Source organism: Streptomyces neyagawaensis, assembly GCF_023516595.1.
Taxonomy (GTDB): Bacteria; Actinomycetota; Actinomycetes; order Streptomycetales; family Streptomycetaceae; genus Streptomyces; species Streptomyces neyagawaensis.
This window is the reverse complement of the sequence record NZ_JAMGBG010000117.1, coordinates 69367-88309: the sequence shown is the minus strand read 5'-3', so window position 1 is coordinate 88309 and position 18943 is coordinate 69367. Positions and strand designations below refer to the sequence as shown.

Below are 18943 nucleotides of genomic sequence, written 5' to 3'. Positions count from 1 at the left end.
ATCTGGGGCCGTGGCTGGTCGAGCAGGAGATCACCGTGGTGTCGACGGTGCCGACGCTCGCGGCGCTGTGGGAGCCGGAGACGCTCAACGACGTCCGGCTGCTGATCTTCGGCGGTGAGGCGTGCCCGCCGGAGCTGGCGCAGCGGCTGGTGACGGAGGGGCGCGAGGTCTGGAACACGTACGGGCCGACCGAGGCGACCGTCGTCGCGTGTGCCTCGCTGATGAGCGGCGCGGAGCCGATCCGGATCGGGCTGCCGCTGAACGGCTGGGAGCTGGCCGTCGTCGACGAGGCCGGGGAGCCGGTGCCGATGGGCGGCAGCGGGCAGCTGGTGATCGGCGGGGTGGGGCTCGCGCGGTATCTCGACGCCGAGAAGGACGCGGAGAAGTACGCGCCGCTTCCCCCGCTCGGCTGGGAGCGGGCGTACCGCAGCGGTGACCTGGTGCGGGCCGAGCCGGAGGGGCTGGTCTTCCTCGGGCGGGCGGACGAGCAGATCAAGCTCGGCGGGCGGCGGATCGAGCTGGGCGAGGTGGACGCCGCCTTGCAGGGCCTGCCCGGGGTCGCGGGCGCCGCGGCCGCCGTACGGACCGCGCGGAGCGGGAATCAGCTGCTGGTCGGGTATGTGGTCACCCAGGACGGGTGGGACCGGGCGGCGGCGGTGGAGCGGCTGCGGGCGGAGCTGCCGGCGGCGCTGGTGCCGCTGCTGGCGCCGGTCGAGGAGCTGCCGACGCGGACGTCGGGGAAGGTCGACCGGGACGCACTGCCGTGGCCGCTGCCCGAGTTGGAGACCGGTGGGCCGGCCGAGCAGTTGTACGGCACCGAGGCGTGGCTCGCCGAGCAGTGGGCCGAGGTGCTGGGTGCGCCGGTGGGCGGCGCCGACGACGACTTCTTCGCGATCGGCGGCGGCAGTCTGGCGGCCGCGCAGCTGACGACGCGGCTGCGGCGCCGGTATCCGAGCGTGGCCGTGCTGGACGTCTATCAGCGGCCGACGCTGCGGAAGCTGGCCCGGTACCTGGAGGAGTCGGCGCAGGAGGACGGCGCGGGGCGGGCCGTGGTGCCCGTGCCGGTGCGGGCGCGGGTCGTGCAACTGCTGCTGCTCGTGCCGCTGTTCACGCTGCTGGGGCTGCGATGGGTGGTGCCGCTGGCGGCGCTGGGCAATCTGCTCGGGTCGTACGCGTGGCTGCCGACGGCGCCCTGGTGGGCCGTGGCGGCGGGTGCGCTGGTGTTCTTCACGCCGCCGGGGCGGCTCGCGGTGGCGGCGGGCGGGGCGCGGCTGTTGCTGCGCGGGGTCCGGCCGGGGCGGTACGCGCGCGGCGGGAGCGTGCATCTGCGGCTGTGGGCCGCGGAGCGGTTGGCCGAGTTCAGCGGGGCGACCTCGCTGACCGGGGTGTGGCTGGAGCGGTACGCGCGGGCGCTGGGCGCCAAGGTGGGGGCCGATGTGGACCTGCACGCGCTGCCGCCGGTGACCGGGCTGCTGAAGCTCGGTCGGGGCGCGGCCGTGGAGTCGGAGGTGGACCTGTCCGGGTACTGGCTGGACGGGGACCGGCTGGAGATCGGTGCCGTGAAGGTGGGCGCCGGCGCGGTGGTCGGGACGCGGAGCATGCTGCTGCCGGGGGCGCGGGTCGGCAAGCGGGCCGAGGTGGCGCCGGGGTCGGCGGTGGCCGGGCAGATCCCCACCGGGCAGCGCTGGGCCGGGGCCCCCGCGGTCAAGCTGGGCAAGGCGAAGCGGAACTGGCCGAAGGAGCGTCCGCAGCGGGGCCGGTTCTGGCGGGCCGCGTACGGGGCGACCGGTGTCGGGCTGACCGCGCTGCCGCTGCTCGCCGGGGTCGCCGCGCTGGCCGTGCTGACGCTGTTCGTGGCGCCGGGTGCGGGGCTCGGGTCCGCGGTGCGGGGCGCGGCGGTGGGCCTGGTGCCCGCGACGCTCGCGTTCGGGGCGGCGTACGCGCTGTTGCTGCTCGTGGCTGTGCGGCTGCTGAGCCTGGGGCTGCGGGAGGGCACGCATCCCACGCACAGCCGGGTCGGCTGGCAGGCGTGGACGGTGACGCAGCTGATGGACCGGTCGCGGGAGACGCTGTTCCCGCTGTACGCCGGGCTGGTCACGCCGATGTGGCTGCGGCTGCTGGGGATGCGGATCGGGAAGGGCGCCGAGGTGTCCACCGTGCTCGCGCTGCCGAGCCTGACGACCGTCGGGGACGGGGCGTTCCTCGCGGACGACACGCTGACCGCGCCGTACGAGCTGGGTGGCGGCTGGATGCGGATCGGGCGGGCGGAGATCGGGCGGCGGGCGTTCCTCGGGAACTCCGGGATGACCGCGCCGGGGCGTTCCGTGCCGGACGGCGGGTTGGTCGGGGTGCTGTCGGCGACGCCGAAGAAGGCGAAGAAGGGCAGCTCGTACCTGGGGCTGCCGCCGATGAAGCTGCCGAGGGCGGCGACCGGCGGGGACCAGAGCCGGACGTACGAGCCGCCGGCGCGGCTGCTGTGGGCGCGGGCCCTGGTGGAGCTGTGCCGGATCGTGCCGGTGTTCTGCTCGGCGGGGCTGGCGCTGCTGACCGTGGCCGTGCTGAGCGCGCTCGGCGGCTGGGGGTGGCTGTTCGGTGGGCTGGTGCTGATCGGCGCGGGCGCACTGGGGGGTGTGTTGTCGGTCGTCGCGAAGTGGCTGCTCGTGGGGCGGCACCGCAGCGGTGAGCATCCGCTGTGGAGCGGGTTCGTGTGGCGCAACGAGCTGGCGGACACCTTCGTGGAAGTGGTGGCCGTGCCGTGGCTGGCCGGGTCGGTGCCCGGTACGCCGCTGATGAACGTGTGGCTGCGTGGGCTCGGGGCGCGGATCGGCAGGGGGGTGTGGGTGGAGAGCTACTGGCTGCCCGAGACCGATCTGGTGACGCTCGGCGACGGCGCCACGGTGAACCGGGGATGCGTGCTGCAGACCCACCTCTTCCACGACCGGATCTTGCGGACGGATACTGTGGAACTCCGTGAGGGCGCCACGTTGGGCCCGGGCGGGATCGTCCTGCCCGGCAGTGTGGTCGGGGCTCGCACCACGCTGGGTCCGGCGTCGCTGGTCATGGCCGCGGAGTCCGTCCCTGACGACACCCGGTGGCTGGGCAACCCGATCGAGGTGTGGCGGCCCTGAGTGCCGTGTCCGCGATGCCGGGGGACGATGGACGTCGTACGACAGCGGAGCGGGGAGCAGAAGCGGCAGTGGCGGTTCAGCAGGCGATGGGTCCGGACCCGTACTTCCCGGCGAACGGTGACGCCCGTTACCGGGTGCACCGGTACGAGCTGGGCGTGGACTACCGTCCCGGGCCCAACCGGCTGTCCGGCACCGCGCGGCTGAACGCCATAGCGGGCCGTGCGGCGCTCACCGAGTTCCAGTTGAACCTCGCCGACTTCAAGGTCGGCCGGGTCCGGGTCGACGGGCGGGCCCCGCACTACACGCACCGGGGCGGCAGGCTGCGCGTCCGGCCCGCCAAGCCGATCCGGGCGGGGGCGGCGTTCACGGTCGAGGTGCAGTGGTCGGGGAATCCGAAGCCGGTCAACAGCCCGTGGGGCGGGCTCGGTTGGGAGGAGCTGGCGGACGGGGCGCTGGTGGCGAGCCAGCCGGTGGGGGCGCCGTCGTGGTACCCGTGCAACGACCGGCCGGCGGACAAGGCGTCGTACCAGATCTCGATCACCACGCCGTCGGCGTACCAGGTGGTCGCGGGCGGGCGGCTGCTGACGCGGACGACGAAGGCGTCCACGACGACGTGGGTGTACGAGCAGTCGGCGCCGACGTCGAGCTATCTCGTCGGCCTGTCGATCGGGAAGTACCAGACGGTGCTGCTGGGCGATCCGGGGCCCGGCGGGGTGCCGCAGCACGGGCACATCCCGGCGCACATGCTCACCGAGTTCTCGCGGGACTTCGCGCGGCAGCCCGCCATGATGGAGCTGTTCGAGGAGCTTTTCGGGCCGTACCCGTTCGGTGAGTACGCGGTGGTGGTGACCGAGGAGGAGCTCGATGTCCCGGTGGAGGCACAGGGGTTGTCGCTGTTCGGCGCCAATCATGTGGACGGGGCGCGTGGTTCGGAGCGGCTGGTCGCGCACGAACTGGCCCACCAGTGGTTCGGCAACAGCGTGTCCATCGCGGACTGGCGCCATATCTGGCTGAACGAGGGGTTCGCCAAGTACGCGGAGTGGCTGTGGTCGGAGCGGTCCGGCGGGCGTACGGCGGCGCAGCTGGCGGCCGCCGCGCACCGCAAGCTCGCGGCGCTACCGCAGGATCTGCGGCTGGCGGATCCGGGCCGCAAGCTGATGTTCGACGACCGGCTCTACGAGCGTGGCGGGCTGACCGTGCACGCGGTGCGCTGCGCCCTCGGTGACGCGGCGTTCTTCCGGATGCTGCGCGGCTGGGCGACGGTGCATCGCGGGGGTGCGGTGACGACGGCGTCGTTCACCGCGCACGCCGGGCGGTACGCGGACGGGCCGCTGGACGACCTGTTCGCGGCGTGGCTGTACGAGCCGGCGCTGCCGCCGCTGCCGCAGGCGTCGCCGACGGGTGGAGCGGTGCCGGCCCGGCCGCCGTATCCGCCGACAAACGCGGGCACGGCGTAAGAGGCTCCGCGCAGGGGGCTCCGCGTAAGGGCGTGTGTCGAGGGCGGGCAGAATGACGGTCATGTCGTCGCGTCGCAGCCCCAAGGCCCGTTCGAAGACCTCGTCCCGGTCCGCCGCCAGGTCCTCGGCGCCCGGCGGGGTGCCGTCGAGGGCGGCCGGCCCTTGCCCGTGCGGTCTTCCGGGCGTGTACGCGGACTGCTGCGGCCGTTTCCACGCCGGACCGGCCGGGGCCCCGACCGCCGAGGCCCTGATGCGGTCCCGGTACAGCGCCTTCGTCGTCCAGGACGAGGCGTACCTCCTGCGGACCTGGCATCCGCGCACGCGCCCGGCACACGTCGACTTCGACCCGGGCATGCGCTGGACCGGCCTGGAGATCCTCGGCACGAGCGAGGGTTCGGCCTTCCACACCACCGGCACGGTCACCTTCCGCGCCTCGTTCCACGACGGCACCCTGCACGAACGCAGCCGGTTCGAGCGGGTGGACGGGGCGTGGGTGTATGTGGACGGGGAGTTCCTGGACTGACGGCCGCCGTCAGGGGCCGCTGGGGCCCGCGTCGGTCAACCGGTGGTCGCGGGGCGGCCGTTGGGGGCCAGAATGTCGAGTTCCTTCAGGGCGCCCTCGGTGATCTCTCGGGTGAGGTGTTCGGCGCGGGTGGCGTCGCCCTCGCGGATGGCCTCGGCGACCTGGACGTGGAGGGTGACGGCGGCGGGGTCCGGGTCGTCGAACATGACCTCGTGGTGGGTGCGGCCCGCGAGGACCTCCTCGACGACGTCGCCGAGGCGGGCGAACATCTCGTTGCCGGAGGCGGTGAGGATCAGCCGGTGGAAGGCCACGTCGTGGAGGAGGTAGCCCTCCAGTTTGTGGCCGCGTGAGTGGGCGACCATGCCGAGCGCGCACTCGGTGATGGCGGCGCACTGCTCGGCGGTGGCGTGGGTCGCGGCGAGGGCCGCAGCGACCGGTTCGACCGCCGACCGCAGGACGGTCAGCGAACGCAGCTGGCGGGGGCGGTCGGCGCCCGCGAGACGCCAGCGGATGACCTGCGGGTCGTAGACGTTCCAGGCAGCGGCCGGGCGGACGATCACTCCCACCCGGCGGCGGGACTCGACCAGGTGCATCGACTCCAGCACCCGCACCGCCTCCCGCATCACGGAGCGCGACACCTCGAACCGCTGGGCGAGTTCATCGGTGCGCAGGACACTGCCCGGCGGGTACTCGCCCGCCGTGATCGCCGGGCCGAGTGTGTCCAGTACTCGTCCGTGCAGCCCCCGGCCCGGTGTGCTCATGGGGATCAGGGTACGAGGCGAGAGGCGTGAGGAAAAAGTCAGGTTTATTGGCGACGAGGGCTTGAATTAGTCCTACGTAATGGGCTTCAGTGTGCGTCGACGTCGACTGACGTCCCAGATGTCGACGAGGACAGCGAGGTAGCGATGCGTACCCCTCCCGTCGTCGTGGTGATGGGCGTGGCGGGGACCGGCAAGACGACGATCGGTCCCCTGCTCGCGACCCGGCTCGGCGTTCCGTACGCCGAGGGCGACGACTTCCACCCCGAGGCCAACATCGCGAAGATGTCGGCCGGGACACCGCTCGACGACGCGGACCGGTGGCCTTGGCTGGACGCCATCGGCGCCTGGGCGCGCGGCCGGGCCGGGCTGGGCGGGGTGGTCAGCTGCTCGGCGCTGAAGCGCGCCTACCGGGACCGGCTGCGGTCCACCGCGCCCGGCCTGGTCTTCGTGCACCTCGCGGGCGACCGGGCGCTGATCGAGGACCGTATGGCGCACCGGCAGGGGCACTTCATGCCGACCGCGCTGCTCGACTCGCAGTTCGCCACGCTGCAACCGCTGGGCGCGGACGAGGCGGGTGTCGAGGTCGACGTCTCGGGCGGCCCCGAGGAGATCGCCGACCGGGCGGTCGCCGCGCTGCGAGCGCGGCTCGACCCGGCGTCGTGACCGATCCGTCTCCCCGGCCCGCTTCACCTACCCCTCCGCTGTCCCCTCCCCTGCCTCCCCCTCCCTTCAAGGAATCACCGTGACCAGACTCAGCGTCGAGATGCTGGCAGCGGACCCCGTCGAGCCGATCACCTCGGCGGGCCACGCGCAGCTGGGCATAGCCGTACTGGCGGGCATCGCCGTCATCGTGGTGCTCATCACCAGGTTCAAGGTGCACGCCTTCCTGGCCCTGACCATCGGTTCGCTCGCGCTCGGCGCGTTCGCCGGGGCACCGCTGGACAAGGTGATCGTCAGCTTCACCACCGGGCTCGGGACGACCGTGGCCGGGGTGGGTGTGCTCATCGCGCTGGGCGCGATCCTCGGCAAGCTGCTCGCCGACTCCGGGGGCGCCGACCAGATCGTCGACACGATCCTCGCGAAGGCCGGCGGGCGGGCGATGCCGTGGGCGATGGTGCTGATCGCCTCGGTGATCGGGCTGCCGCTGTTCTTCGAGGTCGGGATCGTGCTGCTCATCCCGGTGGTCCTGATGGTCGCCAAGCGCGGCGGCTACTCGCTGATGCGGATCGGTGTCCCCGCCCTCGCGGGCCTGTCCGTCATGCACGGGCTGATCCCGCCGCACCCCGGGCCGCTGGTCGCGATCGACGCGGTCAAGGCCGACCTGGGGGTCACGCTGGCGCTGGGTCTGCTCGTCGCCGTGCCGACCGTGATCATCGCCGGGCCGCTGTTCTCGAAGTACGCGGCGCGGTGGGTGGACGTCCCGGTGCCCGAGCGCATGATCCCCGCGCGGGCGTCGGAGGAGCTGGAGAAGCGGCCCGGGTTCGGGGCGACCATCGCGACCATGCTGCTGCCCGTCGTGCTCATGCTCGCCAAGGCGCTGGTCGACATCGTGGTCGACGACCCCGAGCAGATGGTGCAGCGGGTCTTCGACGTCGTCGGCTCACCGCTGATCGCGCTGCTCACGTCGGTGATCGTGGGCATGTTCACGCTGGGCCGGGCGGCCGGGTTCACCAAGGAGCGGCTGTCGTCGACCGTGGAGACGTCCCTCGCGCCGATCGCGGGCATCCTGCTGATCGTCGGGGCCGGCGGAGGCTTCAAGCAGACGCTGATCGACTCCGGGGTCGGGCGGATGATCCTCGAGATCTCCGAGGACTGGTCCATCCCCGCGCTCGTCCTGGCCTGGCTCATCGCGGTGTGTATCCGGCTCGCGACGGGCTCGGCGACCGTCGCGACCATCTCCGCGGCCGGGCTCGTGGCGCCGCTGGCCGCCGACATGTCGACGACCCACACGGCGCTGCTCGTCCTCGCCATCGGCGCCGGCTCCCTGTTCTTCAGCCATGTCAACGACGCCGGCTTCTGGATGGTCAATGAGTACTTCGGCATGACCGTCGGCCAGACCATCAAGAGCTGGTCGGTCATGGAGACGATCATCTCGGTGGTGGCGGGGGCGCTCGTGCTGCTCCTGTCGCTGGTCATCTAGGTGATTCAGGACGCCGGTCCTGCGCGATGGGCGCCCGGCTGCGGGCCGGGGCCCATCGCGCAGGCCGGAGGCCCGGCTAGTGCCGTGACCGGAAAGGTTTGCCGGGAGGCTCGCGGCGTCTGGTGCTGGGGGCACCTCCCACGCCATTCAGGCAGTGGGGGAGCATCGCAAGGCGGAGCATCGCCCGCGTACTGGATGTACGCGGGTGATGCGACAACGCGGCGAGGTGCCGTGCCAGGCGTCGCGAGCCGGTGAACCTTTCCGGTCACGGCACTAGCGGTGCCGGCTCGCTACGGCCGCCACAAGGGGTGCTCCCGGTCCGCCCACTCCTTCGAGACCAGGCCCGTACGCAGGCCCCGGCGGGCCTCCGGGTCGCCCAGGGCCATGCCGATGTGGCCGGCCAGGACGATCCCGATCGTAAGGGCCAGCCAGTCGTGGACGAAGGTCGCGCTGGTGCGCCACGCCAGCGGGGTGAGATGGGTGAACCACATGATCAGACCGGTGGCGAGCATGACGAGCGTGGCGCCGGCGATCCAGGCGGCGTAGACCTTCTGGCCGGCGTTGAACTTGGCGGCGGGCCGCGGGCCCGGCGTACGGCGGCGGGCGGCGCGCAGCCAGACCCGGTCGTGCGGCCCCCAGCGGTTCAGCCGGCCCACGTCGGCGCGGAACGCGCGGGAAACCAGGCCCGCGAGGACCGGGACGGGCAGGAGCAGGCCCGACCACTGGTGCACGGTCACCACCAGGGCCCGCCGTCCCACCAGCTCGGCGAGGGCGGGCAGGTAGAGGCAGGCCGCCGTCACGACGCAGACCCCCATCAGGGCGGCCGTGGTGCGGTGGATCCAGCGTTCGGCCGGGGTGAAGCGCCGGACGCGGGCGGGCACCCCGGCCCCGTCCCCCGACCCGGCTCCGGCTCCGGCTCCGGCTCCGGCTCCGGCTCCGGCGGGCGGTGTCTCAAGTCGTCGGTTCATCGTCCCGCCCGTTCGACCGGCCCACCCAGGCGTCGATGTCGTAGCCCCGCTTCTCCCAGTAGCCCGGCTCGACGTCCTCCGTGACCTCGATGCCGGAGAGCCACTTGGCCGACTTGTAGAAGTACATCGGGGCGACATAGAGGCGTACGGGGCCGCCGTGGTTGTGGCTGATGTCCTTGTCCTGCATGCGCAGCGCCACGAGGACGTCCGCGCGGCGGGCCTGCTTCAGGGTGAGGCTCTCGCTGTACGCCCCGTCGAAGCAGGTGAACCGGACCGCGCCGGCCGAGGAGCGCACCCCGGCCGCGTCCAGCAGCTCGGAGAGCCGTACGCCCTCGAACGGGGTGTCCGGGACCCGCCAGCCGGTCACGCACTGGACGTCCTTCACCATCCGGGTCTGGGGCAGGGCCCGCAGATCGGCGAGGGTGTAGGAGGCGGGCCGGTCGACCAGGCCGCCGACGGTGAGCCGGTAGTTCCCCGCGTTCTTGCGGGGGACGGACGCGGTCACGGAGTAGTAGCGGAAGCCTCCGCCGTTGGGGAGCAGACCGGTCAGGCCCGTGGGGTCCTTCTGGGCCGCCTCGCCGAGGAACCCCTCCAGTCCGCGCTGGAGGACGGGCGCGGAGACCACGCCCAGGGCGCCGAGACCGAGGGTGCCGAGGAAGATCCGGCGGCCGATGGGCTTGCCCCGCTCCGGGTCCTGGCCGTGCTCCACGTCCCGGCCGTCGTGGCGCTCGCGCTCTTCGGGATGCTCCGTCGGCGCTTCCCGCGCCTCGGGATGTTCAGGGTTCACACAACGATTCGACCATCCCCCGCCCCTGAGATGCCAGGGACGGCGGAGGTCCGTCAGAAATCCGTCACATCCACCAAGGGATCAGGCCGTCGCCTTCGCCGCCGCGCGGCCCGCGGTGCGGCCCGAGAACAGGCAGCCGCCGAGGAACGTGCCCTCCAGGGAGCGGTAGCCGTGGACACCGCCGCCGCCGAAGCCGGCGGCCTCGCCCGCCGCGTACACGCCCTCCAGGGGGTCGCCGCCCTCGGTGAGGACGCGGGACGACAGGTCCGTCTCCAGGCCGCCGAGGGTCTTGCGGGTGAGGATGTTGAGGCGGACGGCGATCAGCGGGCCCGCCTTGGGGTCGAGGACGCGGTGCGGGGCCGCGGTGCGGATCAGCTTGTCGCCGAGGTATTTGCGGGCGCCCCGGATCGCCATGACCTGGAGGTCCTTGGTGAACGGGTTGGCGATCTCCCGGTCGCGGGCCACGATCTCGCGGCGCAGCTCCGCCTCGTCGATGAGGGGGTCCTTGGTGAGCGCGTTCATGCCGCGGACCAGGGAGCCGAGGTCCTTCTCCACCACGAAGTCGACGCCGTTGTCCATGAACGCCCTGACCGGGCCGGGGACGTCCGCGCGGGCCCGGACGAAGACGTCCTTGATCGACTTGCCGGTGAGGTCGGGGTTCTGCTCGGAGCCGGAGAGCGCGAACTCCTTGCCGATGATCTTCTGGTCGAGCACGAACCAGGTGTAGTCGTAGCCGGTCTTCATGATGTGCTCGAGCGTGCCGAGGGTGTCGAAGCCGGGGAACAGCGGCACGGGCAGGCGCTTGCCGCGGGCGTCCAGCCACAGCGACGACGGGCCGGGCAGGATGCGGATGCCGTGGTTGTCCCAGATGGGGTTCCAGTTCTGGATGCCCTCGGTGTAGTGCCACATACGGTCGCGGTTGATCAGGCGGGCGCCCGTCTCCTCGGCGATGGTCAGCATCCTGCCGTCGACGTGCGCGGGCACACCGGAGATCATCTTCTCCGGGGGGTTGCCGAGGCGCTCCGGCCAGTTGGCGCGGACGAGGTCGTGGTTGCCGCCGATGCCGCCGGAGGTGACGATCACCGCCTGGGCCTTGAGCTCGAAAGCGCCGATGACGGTGCGGGTGCTGGGCTGCCCGCGTTCGATCGTCGACGGTTCGAGGATCTCGCCGGTGACGGTGTCCACGGCGCCCGCGCTGCGTGCGAGCCCGGTGACCCGGTGCCGGAACTTCAGCTGGACCAGGCCCCGGGCGACACCCTCCCGGACCCGCCGCTCGAACGGCTCCACGAGGCCGGGGCCGGTGCCCCAGGTGATGTGGAAGCGGGGCACGGAGTTGCCGTGCCCGTTGGCGTCGTAGCCGCCGCGCTCGGCCCAGCCGACCACGGGGAAGAAGCGGACGCCCTGCCCGTGGAGCCAGGAGCGCTTCTCACCGGCGGCGAAGTCGACGTACGCCTCCGCCCACCTGCGCGGCCAGTGGTCCTCCTCACGGTCGAAGCCGGCCGTGCCCATCCAGTCCTGGAGGGCGAGGGCGTGGCTGTCCTTGATCCGCAGGCGGCGCTGCTCGGGCGAGTCGACGAGGAAGAGACCGCCGAAGGACCAGTGCGCCTGCCCGCCGATCGACTGCTCCGGCTCCTGGTCGAGGAGGATCACCTTGCGACCCGCGTCGACGAGCTCCGCGGTCGCCGCGAGCCCGGCGAGGCCCGCCCCGATCACGATCACATCTGCGTCGTACGACATGGATGACGTCCTCTCGGGAACGGGCGCGGTCAAACGGGGCGGGCGTGGCGGGCCAGGCGCCGCCGACGCTTTGTTACTGGCCGGTCAGCAGCATTCGGATCAGATCCTTCGGCAGAACACGCGACTTAGTCAACTGTCCGGATGTGTCTCTGCTTACGGACAGCCCACGAGGTGACGGTTAGAGTCGTATGAATACGTATCGGGCCACCCGTCGAGGCATGAATCGCCCTTGAGCGGGAATCCGAGCGGCACATCCCGTGGGACGGCCGCAGCGGCCCGTCCGACGACCCGAGGTACTCCGCGTGTCGGTTCTGGTTCTTCTCCTGTCCGTGTGCGCCGCCTGCTGTCTGGGCTTCGGCTTCGTGCTCCAGCAGCAAGCCGCCGCGCACGCGCCGATCGGCGACTTCCTCTCCCCCCGGCTGCTCCTCGACCTGGTCCGCGTGCCCCGCTGGCTCGGCGGGATCGGGTTGATGGTCTGCGGAATGGCGCTGGGCGCGATCGCGCTCGGCCAGGGCGAGGTCTCGCTGGTGGAGCCGCTCCTCGCGACGAATCTGCTCTTCGCGCTCGCCCTCTCCCGCCGCCGCAACCGGCAGCCGCTGGGCCGCCAGGGCTGGGCGGGGCTCGCGCTGCTCGCGGGCGGGGTGACGGCGTTCATCGTGGCGGGGCAGCCGCAGGGCGGCACCGCTCCGAGCGGGGACTTCCGGCAGTGGCTGATCATCGGTGTGATGGTGGGGGCGGCGCTGCTGCTGACGGCGTACGCGAAGCGGCTCCGGCTCGCTGTCGCACCGGTGCTGCTCGCGGTGGCCGCGGGGCTCCTGTACGGCGTCCAGGACGCGCTCACCCGGGTGAGCGGGCAGGTGTTCGCCGACGGCGGCTGGGGCGGGCTGTTCACGACGTGGGAGCCGTACGGGGTGCTGCTGCTCGGGGTGACGGGGCTGCTGCTGGTGCAGAGCGCCTTCGAGGCGGCGCCGCTGCGGATGTCGCTGCCCGCGCTCACGGCCGCGCAGCCGCTCGCCGGGATCGCTTGCGGGGTGGGCTTCCTCGGGGACCGGCTGCGAACCGACGCGGGGGCGCTGGCCTGGGAGGCGGCCGGGCTCGTCGGCATCGTCGTCGGGGTGGTGCTGCTCGGGATGCATCCGGCGATGCCGTGCAACCACTCCGGGAGCGCGCGGGTGCGGGAGCTCCAGCGGGGCTGACCGCGCCGGGGCCGCGCGTCTCGGCGGGTGACGGCTCGCCTGGTTGGATGAGGGCATGAGTGCCGCCGACGAGATCCTCGACATCGTGGACGAGAACGACCAGGTCATCGGACAGGCCCCGCGCGGGGAGGTGTACGCGCGCGGAATGCGGCACCGGGCGGTGTTCGTGCGGGCCCGGGACGCCGAGGGGCGGATCTTCGTCCACCGCCGGACGGCCACGAAGCTGGTGTTCCCCTCCCTGTACGACATGTTCGTGGGCGGGGTGGTCGGCGCCGGCGAGTCCTACGACGAGGCGGCGCTGCGCGAGGCCGAGGAGGAACTGGGGGTGTCCGGGCTGCCCCGGCCGGTGCCGCTGTTCAAGTTCCTGTACGACGACGGGGAGGGCGGGACCTGGTGGTCGGCCGTGTACGAGGTGCGCTGTGAGCTGCCGGTGAACCCGCAGGTCGAGGAGGTCGACTGGTACGGCTTCCTGACCGAGGCCGAGGTCGAGCGGCGGCTGGACGACTGGGAATGGGTGCCGGACGGGCTGGCCGCGTGGGAGCGGCTTCGGGAGTCCGGGGGCGCGGGGGCGGGGACCGGGGCCGGCGGGGGTCACGGGTAGGGTCCCTCAAGTGATCGAATTCGTGCGGAACGTCCGGCTCTGGTTCGCGCCGGAGGAGATCCGCGAGGAGGGCGGCACGCCCGACTACCGGTTCTCGCTGGCCAACGAGCGCACGTTCCTGGCGTGGCTGCGCACCGCGCTCGCCCTCATCGGCGGCGGGTTCGCGGTGGACCAGTTCCTGCCGGACCTGCGCTGGGGGTGGCGCGTGGGACTCGCGCTCGCCCTGCTCGGTGCCGGGGTGCTGTGCGCGTTCCGGGCCGTGAACCACTGGGTGCGGTGCGAACGGGCGATGCGGCGGGGCGAGGACCTGCCGGTGTCCCGCTTCCCGGCCGCGCTGGGCGTCGTGGTCGCCGTCGTCGCGATCGCCATGGTGGCCGTCGTCCTGCTCGGGTGGGAGGGGTGACCCCTCGCCGAGCGGCCGCCGCGCGCGATCCGGGGCTCCAGCCGGAGAGGACCCGGCTGGCGTGGCGGCGAACGACACTGACCGGGGCCGTGATCGCCGTGCTCGCCATGAAGTCCGCGCTGCACGGCGGCGCCCCGGCGTCCGGGATCGTGGCGGCAGCCCTGTGCGCGGCGCTGTGGCTGGGGCTCCTGGGGCTCGCCCACCGCCGGATCGGCGCCCTGGCGAGCCCCCGGCCCGCGGCTCTCGCGCCGCGTGTGGCCGCCACGGCCGTGCTGTGCACGGTCGCCCTCGCGGTGTGCGGGGCGGCCCTGGTGGTCTGACCTCGGCGCCGCCCGGCGGGTGGGTGAACCGTGGCCGAGGCTTGGGGTGCGCATGAGGTTTCGCAGAGGAGGAACAGGGAGTTCTGTGCCTACCTTGGGGATGTCACCCCCGCACCACTGAAGGTGAGCAGCACCATGACCACCGTTCACCAGGAACACCCCGTCCACGACCACGACCACGGCCCCGCCTGCGGACACACGGCCGTGCCGCACGGCGACCACACCGACTACGCGCACGACGGGCATCTGCACCGCGAGCACGGCGGGCACTGGGACGAGTGCGAGCCGAGCGGTCACACGGAGCACGACGGGCACGCCCACGAGCACGGCGACGGGTGCGGGCATCCGACGGTCGCGCACGGGGACCACGTGGACTATGTGCACGACGGCCACCGCCACGCGGCGCACGACGGCCACTGGGACGACCACTAGGGCCCTTCTGACGGCCGGGCGGCCACCCGCTCGCCGGGGGCCGCCCGCCGGAGGCCGCCCGCCGGGCGGTGGCCCCGGTGGCCCCGGTGGCCCCGGGCGGTCACCCGCGTGTTCCCGGTGCCCCGGATTACGGTGGGCCGTCGCCGACTGGCAGGCTCTGAGCACCAGTTGGGGGCGATTCTGGGATGAAGGGGATCACGATGACCGCAGCGGAGCCGTACACCGTCGAGCTGGCGAGTGACGTGTACGCGTATGTGCAGCCGGACGGCGGATGGTGTCTCAACAACTCCGGGTTCGTGAGCGACGGGACGACCACCCTGCTGGTGGACACCGCCGCGACCGAACGCCGGACCCGGGCGCTGGGCGCCGCGCTCGACGCGACCGGCGTCCCCACCCCGCGCTTCCTGGTCAACACCCACCACCACGGCGACCACACCTACGGCAACGGCTTCTTCACGCCGGCCGCCACCCTCGTCTCGCACTCCGCCTGCCGCCGGGAGGCCCTGGCCAGCGGGCAGCACCTGCATCTGCTGTGGCCGCAGACCGACTTCGGCGACATCGGCATCCAGGGCGCGGACCTGACGTACGACGACCGGATGACCGTGCACGTCGGGGACATCGAGGCGCAGATGATCCACCCCGGTGTCTCGCACACGGTCGGCGACTCGCTGGTCTGGCTGCCGCACCGGAGGATCCTGTTCGCGGGGGACCTGGTGTTCGAGGGCGGTACGCCGTTCTTCCTGATGGGGTCGCTGAGCGGCTCGCTGCGCGCCCTCGCGCTGATGCGGGAGCTGGGCGCCGAGACCGTCGTACCGGGGCACGGGCCGGTGACGGACCCGTCGGCGTTCGACCGGGCCGAGCGGTACACCCGGTTCGTGGCGGAGGTCGCGGAGAAGTCCCGCGCGGCGGGGCTCACTCCGTTGGAGGCGGCCCGGACCACGGATCTCGGCGAGTACGCCGCGCTCCCCGAGAGCGAGCGGCTGGTGGCGAACCTGCACCGGGCCTACGCCGAGCTGGACGGGCTGCCCGAGGGCGAGGGCGTGGACCCGTTCGCCGGGTTCATGGACATGGCGACCATCAACGGCGGGGAGATGATGACCTGCCACGCGTGACGCCCGGACGGCGCGGAGACGCCCTCGGCACCTGGACCCCCGGGTGACGGCATCGGTATCGGGATCCGGCTGCGCGAGGCCGGATCCCGTCGAGACACCGATCACTTTCGCCTCACCCACTGGACGACATACCGACCGGTCGGCATCATGTGTCTGGTTCCGTTCTCCCCGCGTGTAGGAGCAATGATGCGCCCAGACCACCCGCCAGGTCTCGACCCCGACCGGCTCCGCGCCCTGCTCGACGCCGAGCGGCCCGGGCTGGTGGCCGGTCCGCTCACCGGCCGGCTGATCGAGGGCGGGCGGTCGAATCTGACGTACGAGGTCACCGACGGCGTCGCCAAGTGGGTCGTCCGGCGGCCGCCGCTCGGCCATGTCCTCGCGACCGCGCACGACATGAGGCGCGAGCACCGGGTGATCAGCGCGCTGCACCCGACGGACGTCCCCGTGCCGCGCCCCGTCCTGCTGTGCGAGGACGAGGAGGTGCTCGGCGCGCCCTTCTACGTCATGGACTTCGTCGAGGGCACCCCGTACCGCACCGCCGAGCAGCTCGCGCCGCTCGGCGCCGAGCGCACCCGGGCAGCCGTACTGGGCCTGGTCGACACCCTGGTGGAGCTGCACGCGGTGGATCCGGCCGAGGTGGGCCTCGCCGACTTCGGGCGCCCGGAGGGCTTCCTCGACCGGCAGCTGCGGCGCTGGGGCAAGCAGCTCGACGCGTCCCGCAACCGCGAGCTGGCCGGCATCGACGAACTGCACGCGGCCCTCGGCCGGCAGCTCCCCCACTCCCCCGCGCCGGCAATCGTCCACGGCGACTACCGGCTGGACAACGTCCTGCTGGGCGAGGACGACCGGATCAGGGCGATCCTCGACTGGGAGATGTCCACGCTCGGCGACCCGCTGACGGATCTGGGGCTGCTGGTGATGTACAGCGTGCCGCTCGGGCTGCCCGACTCCCCCGTCTCGACGACCGCGACGGCCGCCGGGCACCCCGATCCCGCCGAGATCGTGGCCCGCTACGCCGAGCGCTCGGGCCGGGACGTGTCGTCCGTGGCCTGGTACACGGCGTTCGCGTGGTTCAAGCTCGCCGTGATCCTGGAGGGCATCCACTACCGGTACACCCTCGGCCAGACCGTCGGCCGCGGCTTCGACCGCATCGGCGACCTGGTCCCCGTCTTCATCGAACACGGCCTGACGACTCTTCGTACCGGCTCCGGTTCCGGCTCCCAGGAGGGCTGATCCACCATGGACTTCGCTTTCGACGCCCGCACGGAGGAGCTGCGCGCCAAGCTCCTCGCCTTCATGGACGAGCACGTGTACCCGGCCGAGGCCGTCGCCGAGGAGCAGCGGGCCGAGCTGGACTCGCCGTGGGACACGCCGGCCGTGGTGGAGGAGCTGAAGGCCGAGGCCCGCAGGCAGGGCCTGTGGAACCTCTTCCTGCCGGACTCCGAGTACGGGGCCGGCCTCACCAACCTCCAGTACGCTCCGCTCGCCGAGATCACCGGGCGTTCGCCGCAGCTGGCGCCGACCGCGCTGAACTGCGCGGCGCCGGACACCGGCAACATGGAGGTGCTGACGCAGTTCGGCGACGACACGCAGAAGAAGCAGTGGCTGGAGCCGCTGCTCGCCGGTGAGATCCGGTCCGCCTTCGCGATGACGGAGCCGGAGGTGGCCTCGTCCGACGCCACCAACATCACCACGCTCATCGAGCGGGACGGCGACGACTACGTCATCACCGGGCGCAAGTGGTACATCTCCGGGGCGATGAACCCCGACTGCAAGATCTTCATCGTGATGGGCAAGACGGACCCGGACGGGGCCGACATCCGCCGCCAGCAGTCGATGGTGCTGGTGCCCCGTGACACACCGGGCGTCACCGTGAAGCGGGCCATGCGGGTCTTCGGGTACGAGGACCACTACCACGGCGGGCACGCCGAGGTGATCTTCGACCGGGCGCGGGTGCCGGTGTCGAACCTGATCGGTGAGGAGGGCGGCGGCTTCGCCATCGCCCAGGCCCGGCTCGGGCCCGGCCGCATCCACCACTGCATGCGGCTCATCGGGATGGCCGAGCGGGCGATCGAGCTGATGTGCCGACGGGCGGTGGCCCGCGAGGCGTTCGGCAAGGCGCTGGCCCAGCAGGGCGTGGTGCACAACTGGATCGCGGACGCGCGCGTCGCGGTCGAGCAGCTGCGGCTGCTGGTGCTGAAGACCGCGTGGATGATGGACACGGTCGGCAACCGGGGGGCCCACACCGAGATCCAGGCCATCAAGATCGCGACCCCGCGGACCGTCGTCGACATCATCGACCGGGCGATCCAGCTGCACGGGGCGGGCGGCGTCAGCCAGGACTTCCCGCTGGCCGAGCTGTACGCGGGGGCGAGGACGCTGATGATCGCGGACGGGCCGGACGAGGTGCACCAGCGGTCGCTGGCGCGGCGGGAGCTGAAGAAGTACTCCGGTTGAACTCGTGGAGTCCGGCGGTCCGATCGCGCCGCCGTCCATGGTCAGACCGGTGGGTGGCAGACAGCCGTCGACCAGGTGGGGCCGGTACTGGATCTTCTTCAGCTTCCGCTTGATCACGAGGGTGAGGTGCGCGAGGTCTGCGGCGGCTAACAGGTGCCGCTTGAGGAGCGCCCAGGTCCCCTCGGCCGGGTTCAGCCCGGGTGCGTAGGAGGGCATCTGGAAGAGAAGTAACCAGTCCTGGTGCTCCTCGGCAAAGTCGGCCAGCTCCTTGACCATATGCACGCTCAGACTGTCCCAGCACCACACCACCGGGGTGCCGAGCTGAATGTGGTCATGACGATCAGATCGCGGTACTGGCGCCAGGAGACGCCTTCGGCTCACCCTGGCGCCCGTGCCAGATGGCCAGCTTGAAGAAGAACCGGGAGCGGTGTCCGGCGCTGTAGCAGACCACTCCGGCGATGTTGACCCGTCCCCGGCTGCGACCGCGCACACGCACCACCGCCGGGCTCCGCGCGGTGCCCACATGCGTCCCTTCGGCGGCCTCAGCCCTTGGCCCGCCTCCCCGCTTCAGCTCCCGCTCCAGCCACTCCCATTGCCCGGAACTGAGCCGTTCCACCGAGGCCGACCCCTTCGAGCGCAGGGCGTCCGCACCGCCCTGCTCCCACTCCCGCCGCCAACGTCGCACGGACCGCGACGTCACCCGAAGCGCCCTCGCGACGACCTCGGTCTTCTCACCACGTGCAAACCGCTCGGCCGCCAAAAGGCGCACCCGCTCCCGCTTTTCCTGCTCCTTGGGCGTCAGCACGCCCCCATGCGCGTACAGCAGGACGACGTCGTAACGCAACGATCAAGAACCGTCACGGGCCTCCGGACTCCACGAGTTCAACCTGAGTGCCTGCGATTCCGGGCGACGGACCCCGG

17 protein-coding genes and 1 pseudogene are annotated in these 18943 nt (G+C 72.3%); 13 read left to right on the top strand and 5 right to left on the bottom strand.

Annotated features, from left to right (window positions below; all coding sequences use genetic code 11):
* The 3 genes from M8J73_RS34675 to M8J73_RS34665 form a co-directional block, all read left to right on the top strand.
* Positions 1–3128, top strand: a 3128-nt coding sequence (locus tag M8J73_RS34675; RefSeq protein ID WP_249829493.1) for a Pls/PosA family non-ribosomal peptide synthetase, incomplete at its 5' end; no start/stop codon positions are given.
* Positions 3129–3196: 68 nt separating this feature from the next.
* On the top strand, positions 3197–4585 hold the full coding sequence (locus tag M8J73_RS34670) for a M1 family metallopeptidase (RefSeq protein ID WP_206188026.1): 1389 nt from the start codon (positions 3197–3199) through the stop codon (positions 4583–4585).
* A gap of 61 nt (positions 4586–4646) precedes the next feature.
* On the top strand, positions 4647–5108 hold the full coding sequence (locus M8J73_RS34665) for a YchJ family protein (RefSeq protein ID WP_157873340.1): 462 nt from the start codon (positions 4647–4649) through the stop codon (positions 5106–5108).
* A 35-nt stretch (positions 5109–5143) separates the two neighbouring features.
* Here the strand turns inward: M8J73_RS34665 and M8J73_RS34660 are convergent, their stop codons facing one another.
* Positions 5144–5869, bottom strand: a complete 726-nt coding sequence (locus M8J73_RS34660) for a FadR/GntR family transcriptional regulator (protein ID WP_055542333.1) — start codon at positions 5867–5869, stop codon at positions 5144–5146.
* Between the two features lie 144 nt (positions 5870–6013).
* On the opposite strand from M8J73_RS34660, the gene M8J73_RS34655 reads away from it, so the two are divergent.
* Both M8J73_RS34655 and M8J73_RS34650 read left to right on the top strand, forming a co-directional pair.
* On the top strand, positions 6014–6532 hold the full coding sequence (locus M8J73_RS34655) for a gluconokinase (protein ID WP_249829492.1): 519 nt from the start codon (positions 6014–6016) through the stop codon (positions 6530–6532).
* A gap of 79 nt (positions 6533–6611) precedes the next feature.
* A complete protein-coding gene (locus M8J73_RS34650; RefSeq protein WP_055543228.1) occupies positions 6612–8009 on the top strand; it encodes a GntP family permease in 1398 nt (465 codons plus the stop codon).
* A 290-nt stretch (positions 8010–8299) separates the two neighbouring features.
* Here the strand turns inward: M8J73_RS34650 and M8J73_RS34645 are convergent, their stop codons facing one another.
* The 3 genes from M8J73_RS34645 to M8J73_RS34635 all read right to left on the bottom strand — a co-directional run bounded on the left by M8J73_RS34645 (position 8300) and on the right by M8J73_RS34635 (position 11501).
* Positions 8300–8977 (bottom strand): cytochrome b/b6 domain-containing protein, encoded by a 678-nt coding sequence (locus M8J73_RS34645; RefSeq protein WP_249829491.1) that lies wholly within the window; start codon positions 8975–8977, stop codon positions 8300–8302.
* Positions 8961–9764, bottom strand: a complete 804-nt coding sequence (locus tag M8J73_RS34640) for a molybdopterin-dependent oxidoreductase (RefSeq protein ID WP_055541899.1) — start codon at positions 9762–9764, stop codon at positions 8961–8963. Before M8J73_RS34640 ends, M8J73_RS34645 begins: the two co-directional genes overlap by 17 nt.
* A gap of 81 nt (positions 9765–9845) precedes the next feature.
* Positions 9846–11501: an FAD-binding dehydrogenase gene (locus M8J73_RS34635; protein WP_055541898.1), complete on the bottom strand. Its 1656-nt coding sequence runs from the start codon at positions 11499–11501 to the stop codon at positions 9846–9848.
* A 302-nt stretch (positions 11502–11803) separates the two neighbouring features.
* Between M8J73_RS34635 and M8J73_RS34630 the strand changes: the two genes are divergently transcribed.
* The 8 genes from M8J73_RS34630 to M8J73_RS34595 all read left to right on the top strand — a co-directional run bounded on the left by M8J73_RS34630 (position 11804) and on the right by M8J73_RS34595 (position 18022).
* On the top strand, positions 11804–12697 hold the full coding sequence (locus tag M8J73_RS34630; RefSeq protein ID WP_055541897.1) for a DMT family transporter: 894 nt from the start codon (positions 11804–11806) through the stop codon (positions 12695–12697).
* 55 nt (positions 12698–12752) lie between these two features.
* Complete coding sequence (locus M8J73_RS34625) at positions 12753–13298, top strand: NUDIX domain-containing protein (RefSeq protein ID WP_249829490.1); 546 nt, start codon at positions 12753–12755, stop codon at positions 13296–13298.
* 10 nt (positions 13299–13308) lie between these two features.
* Positions 13309–13701, top strand: coding sequence for a YidH family protein (locus M8J73_RS34620; RefSeq protein ID WP_055542907.1), 393 nt, complete (start codon positions 13309–13311; stop codon positions 13699–13701).
* Complete coding sequence (locus tag M8J73_RS34615; protein WP_055542906.1) at positions 13698–14021, top strand: DUF202 domain-containing protein; 324 nt, start codon at positions 13698–13700, stop codon at positions 14019–14021. Before M8J73_RS34620 ends, M8J73_RS34615 begins: the two co-directional genes overlap by 4 nt.
* A 135-nt stretch (positions 14022–14156) precedes the next feature.
* Positions 14157–14453, top strand: a complete 297-nt coding sequence (locus tag M8J73_RS34610) for a hypothetical protein (protein ID WP_055542905.1) — start codon at positions 14157–14159, stop codon at positions 14451–14453.
* Between the two features lie 200 nt (positions 14454–14653).
* Positions 14654–15565, top strand: a complete 912-nt coding sequence (locus tag M8J73_RS34605; protein ID WP_055542904.1) for an MBL fold metallo-hydrolase — start codon at positions 14654–14656, stop codon at positions 15563–15565.
* 186 nt (positions 15566–15751) lie between these two features.
* Positions 15752–16798, top strand: coding sequence for a phosphotransferase family protein (locus M8J73_RS34600; protein ID WP_249829495.1), 1047 nt, complete (start codon positions 15752–15754; stop codon positions 16796–16798).
* Between the two features lie 6 nt (positions 16799–16804).
* The gene (locus tag M8J73_RS34595) at positions 16805–18022 is read left to right on the top strand and encodes an acyl-CoA dehydrogenase family protein (RefSeq protein WP_055540480.1); all 1218 of its coding nucleotides are present in this window, start codon (positions 16805–16807) and stop codon (positions 18020–18022) included.
* Here the strand turns inward: M8J73_RS34595 and M8J73_RS45790 are convergent.
* Positions 18017–18848: pseudogene (locus M8J73_RS45790) on the bottom strand (transposase); the annotation flags it as partial. The gene M8J73_RS34595 and the pseudogene M8J73_RS45790 sit on opposite strands and share 6 nt — an antisense overlap.
* Positions 18849–18943: the final 95 nt, after the last annotated feature.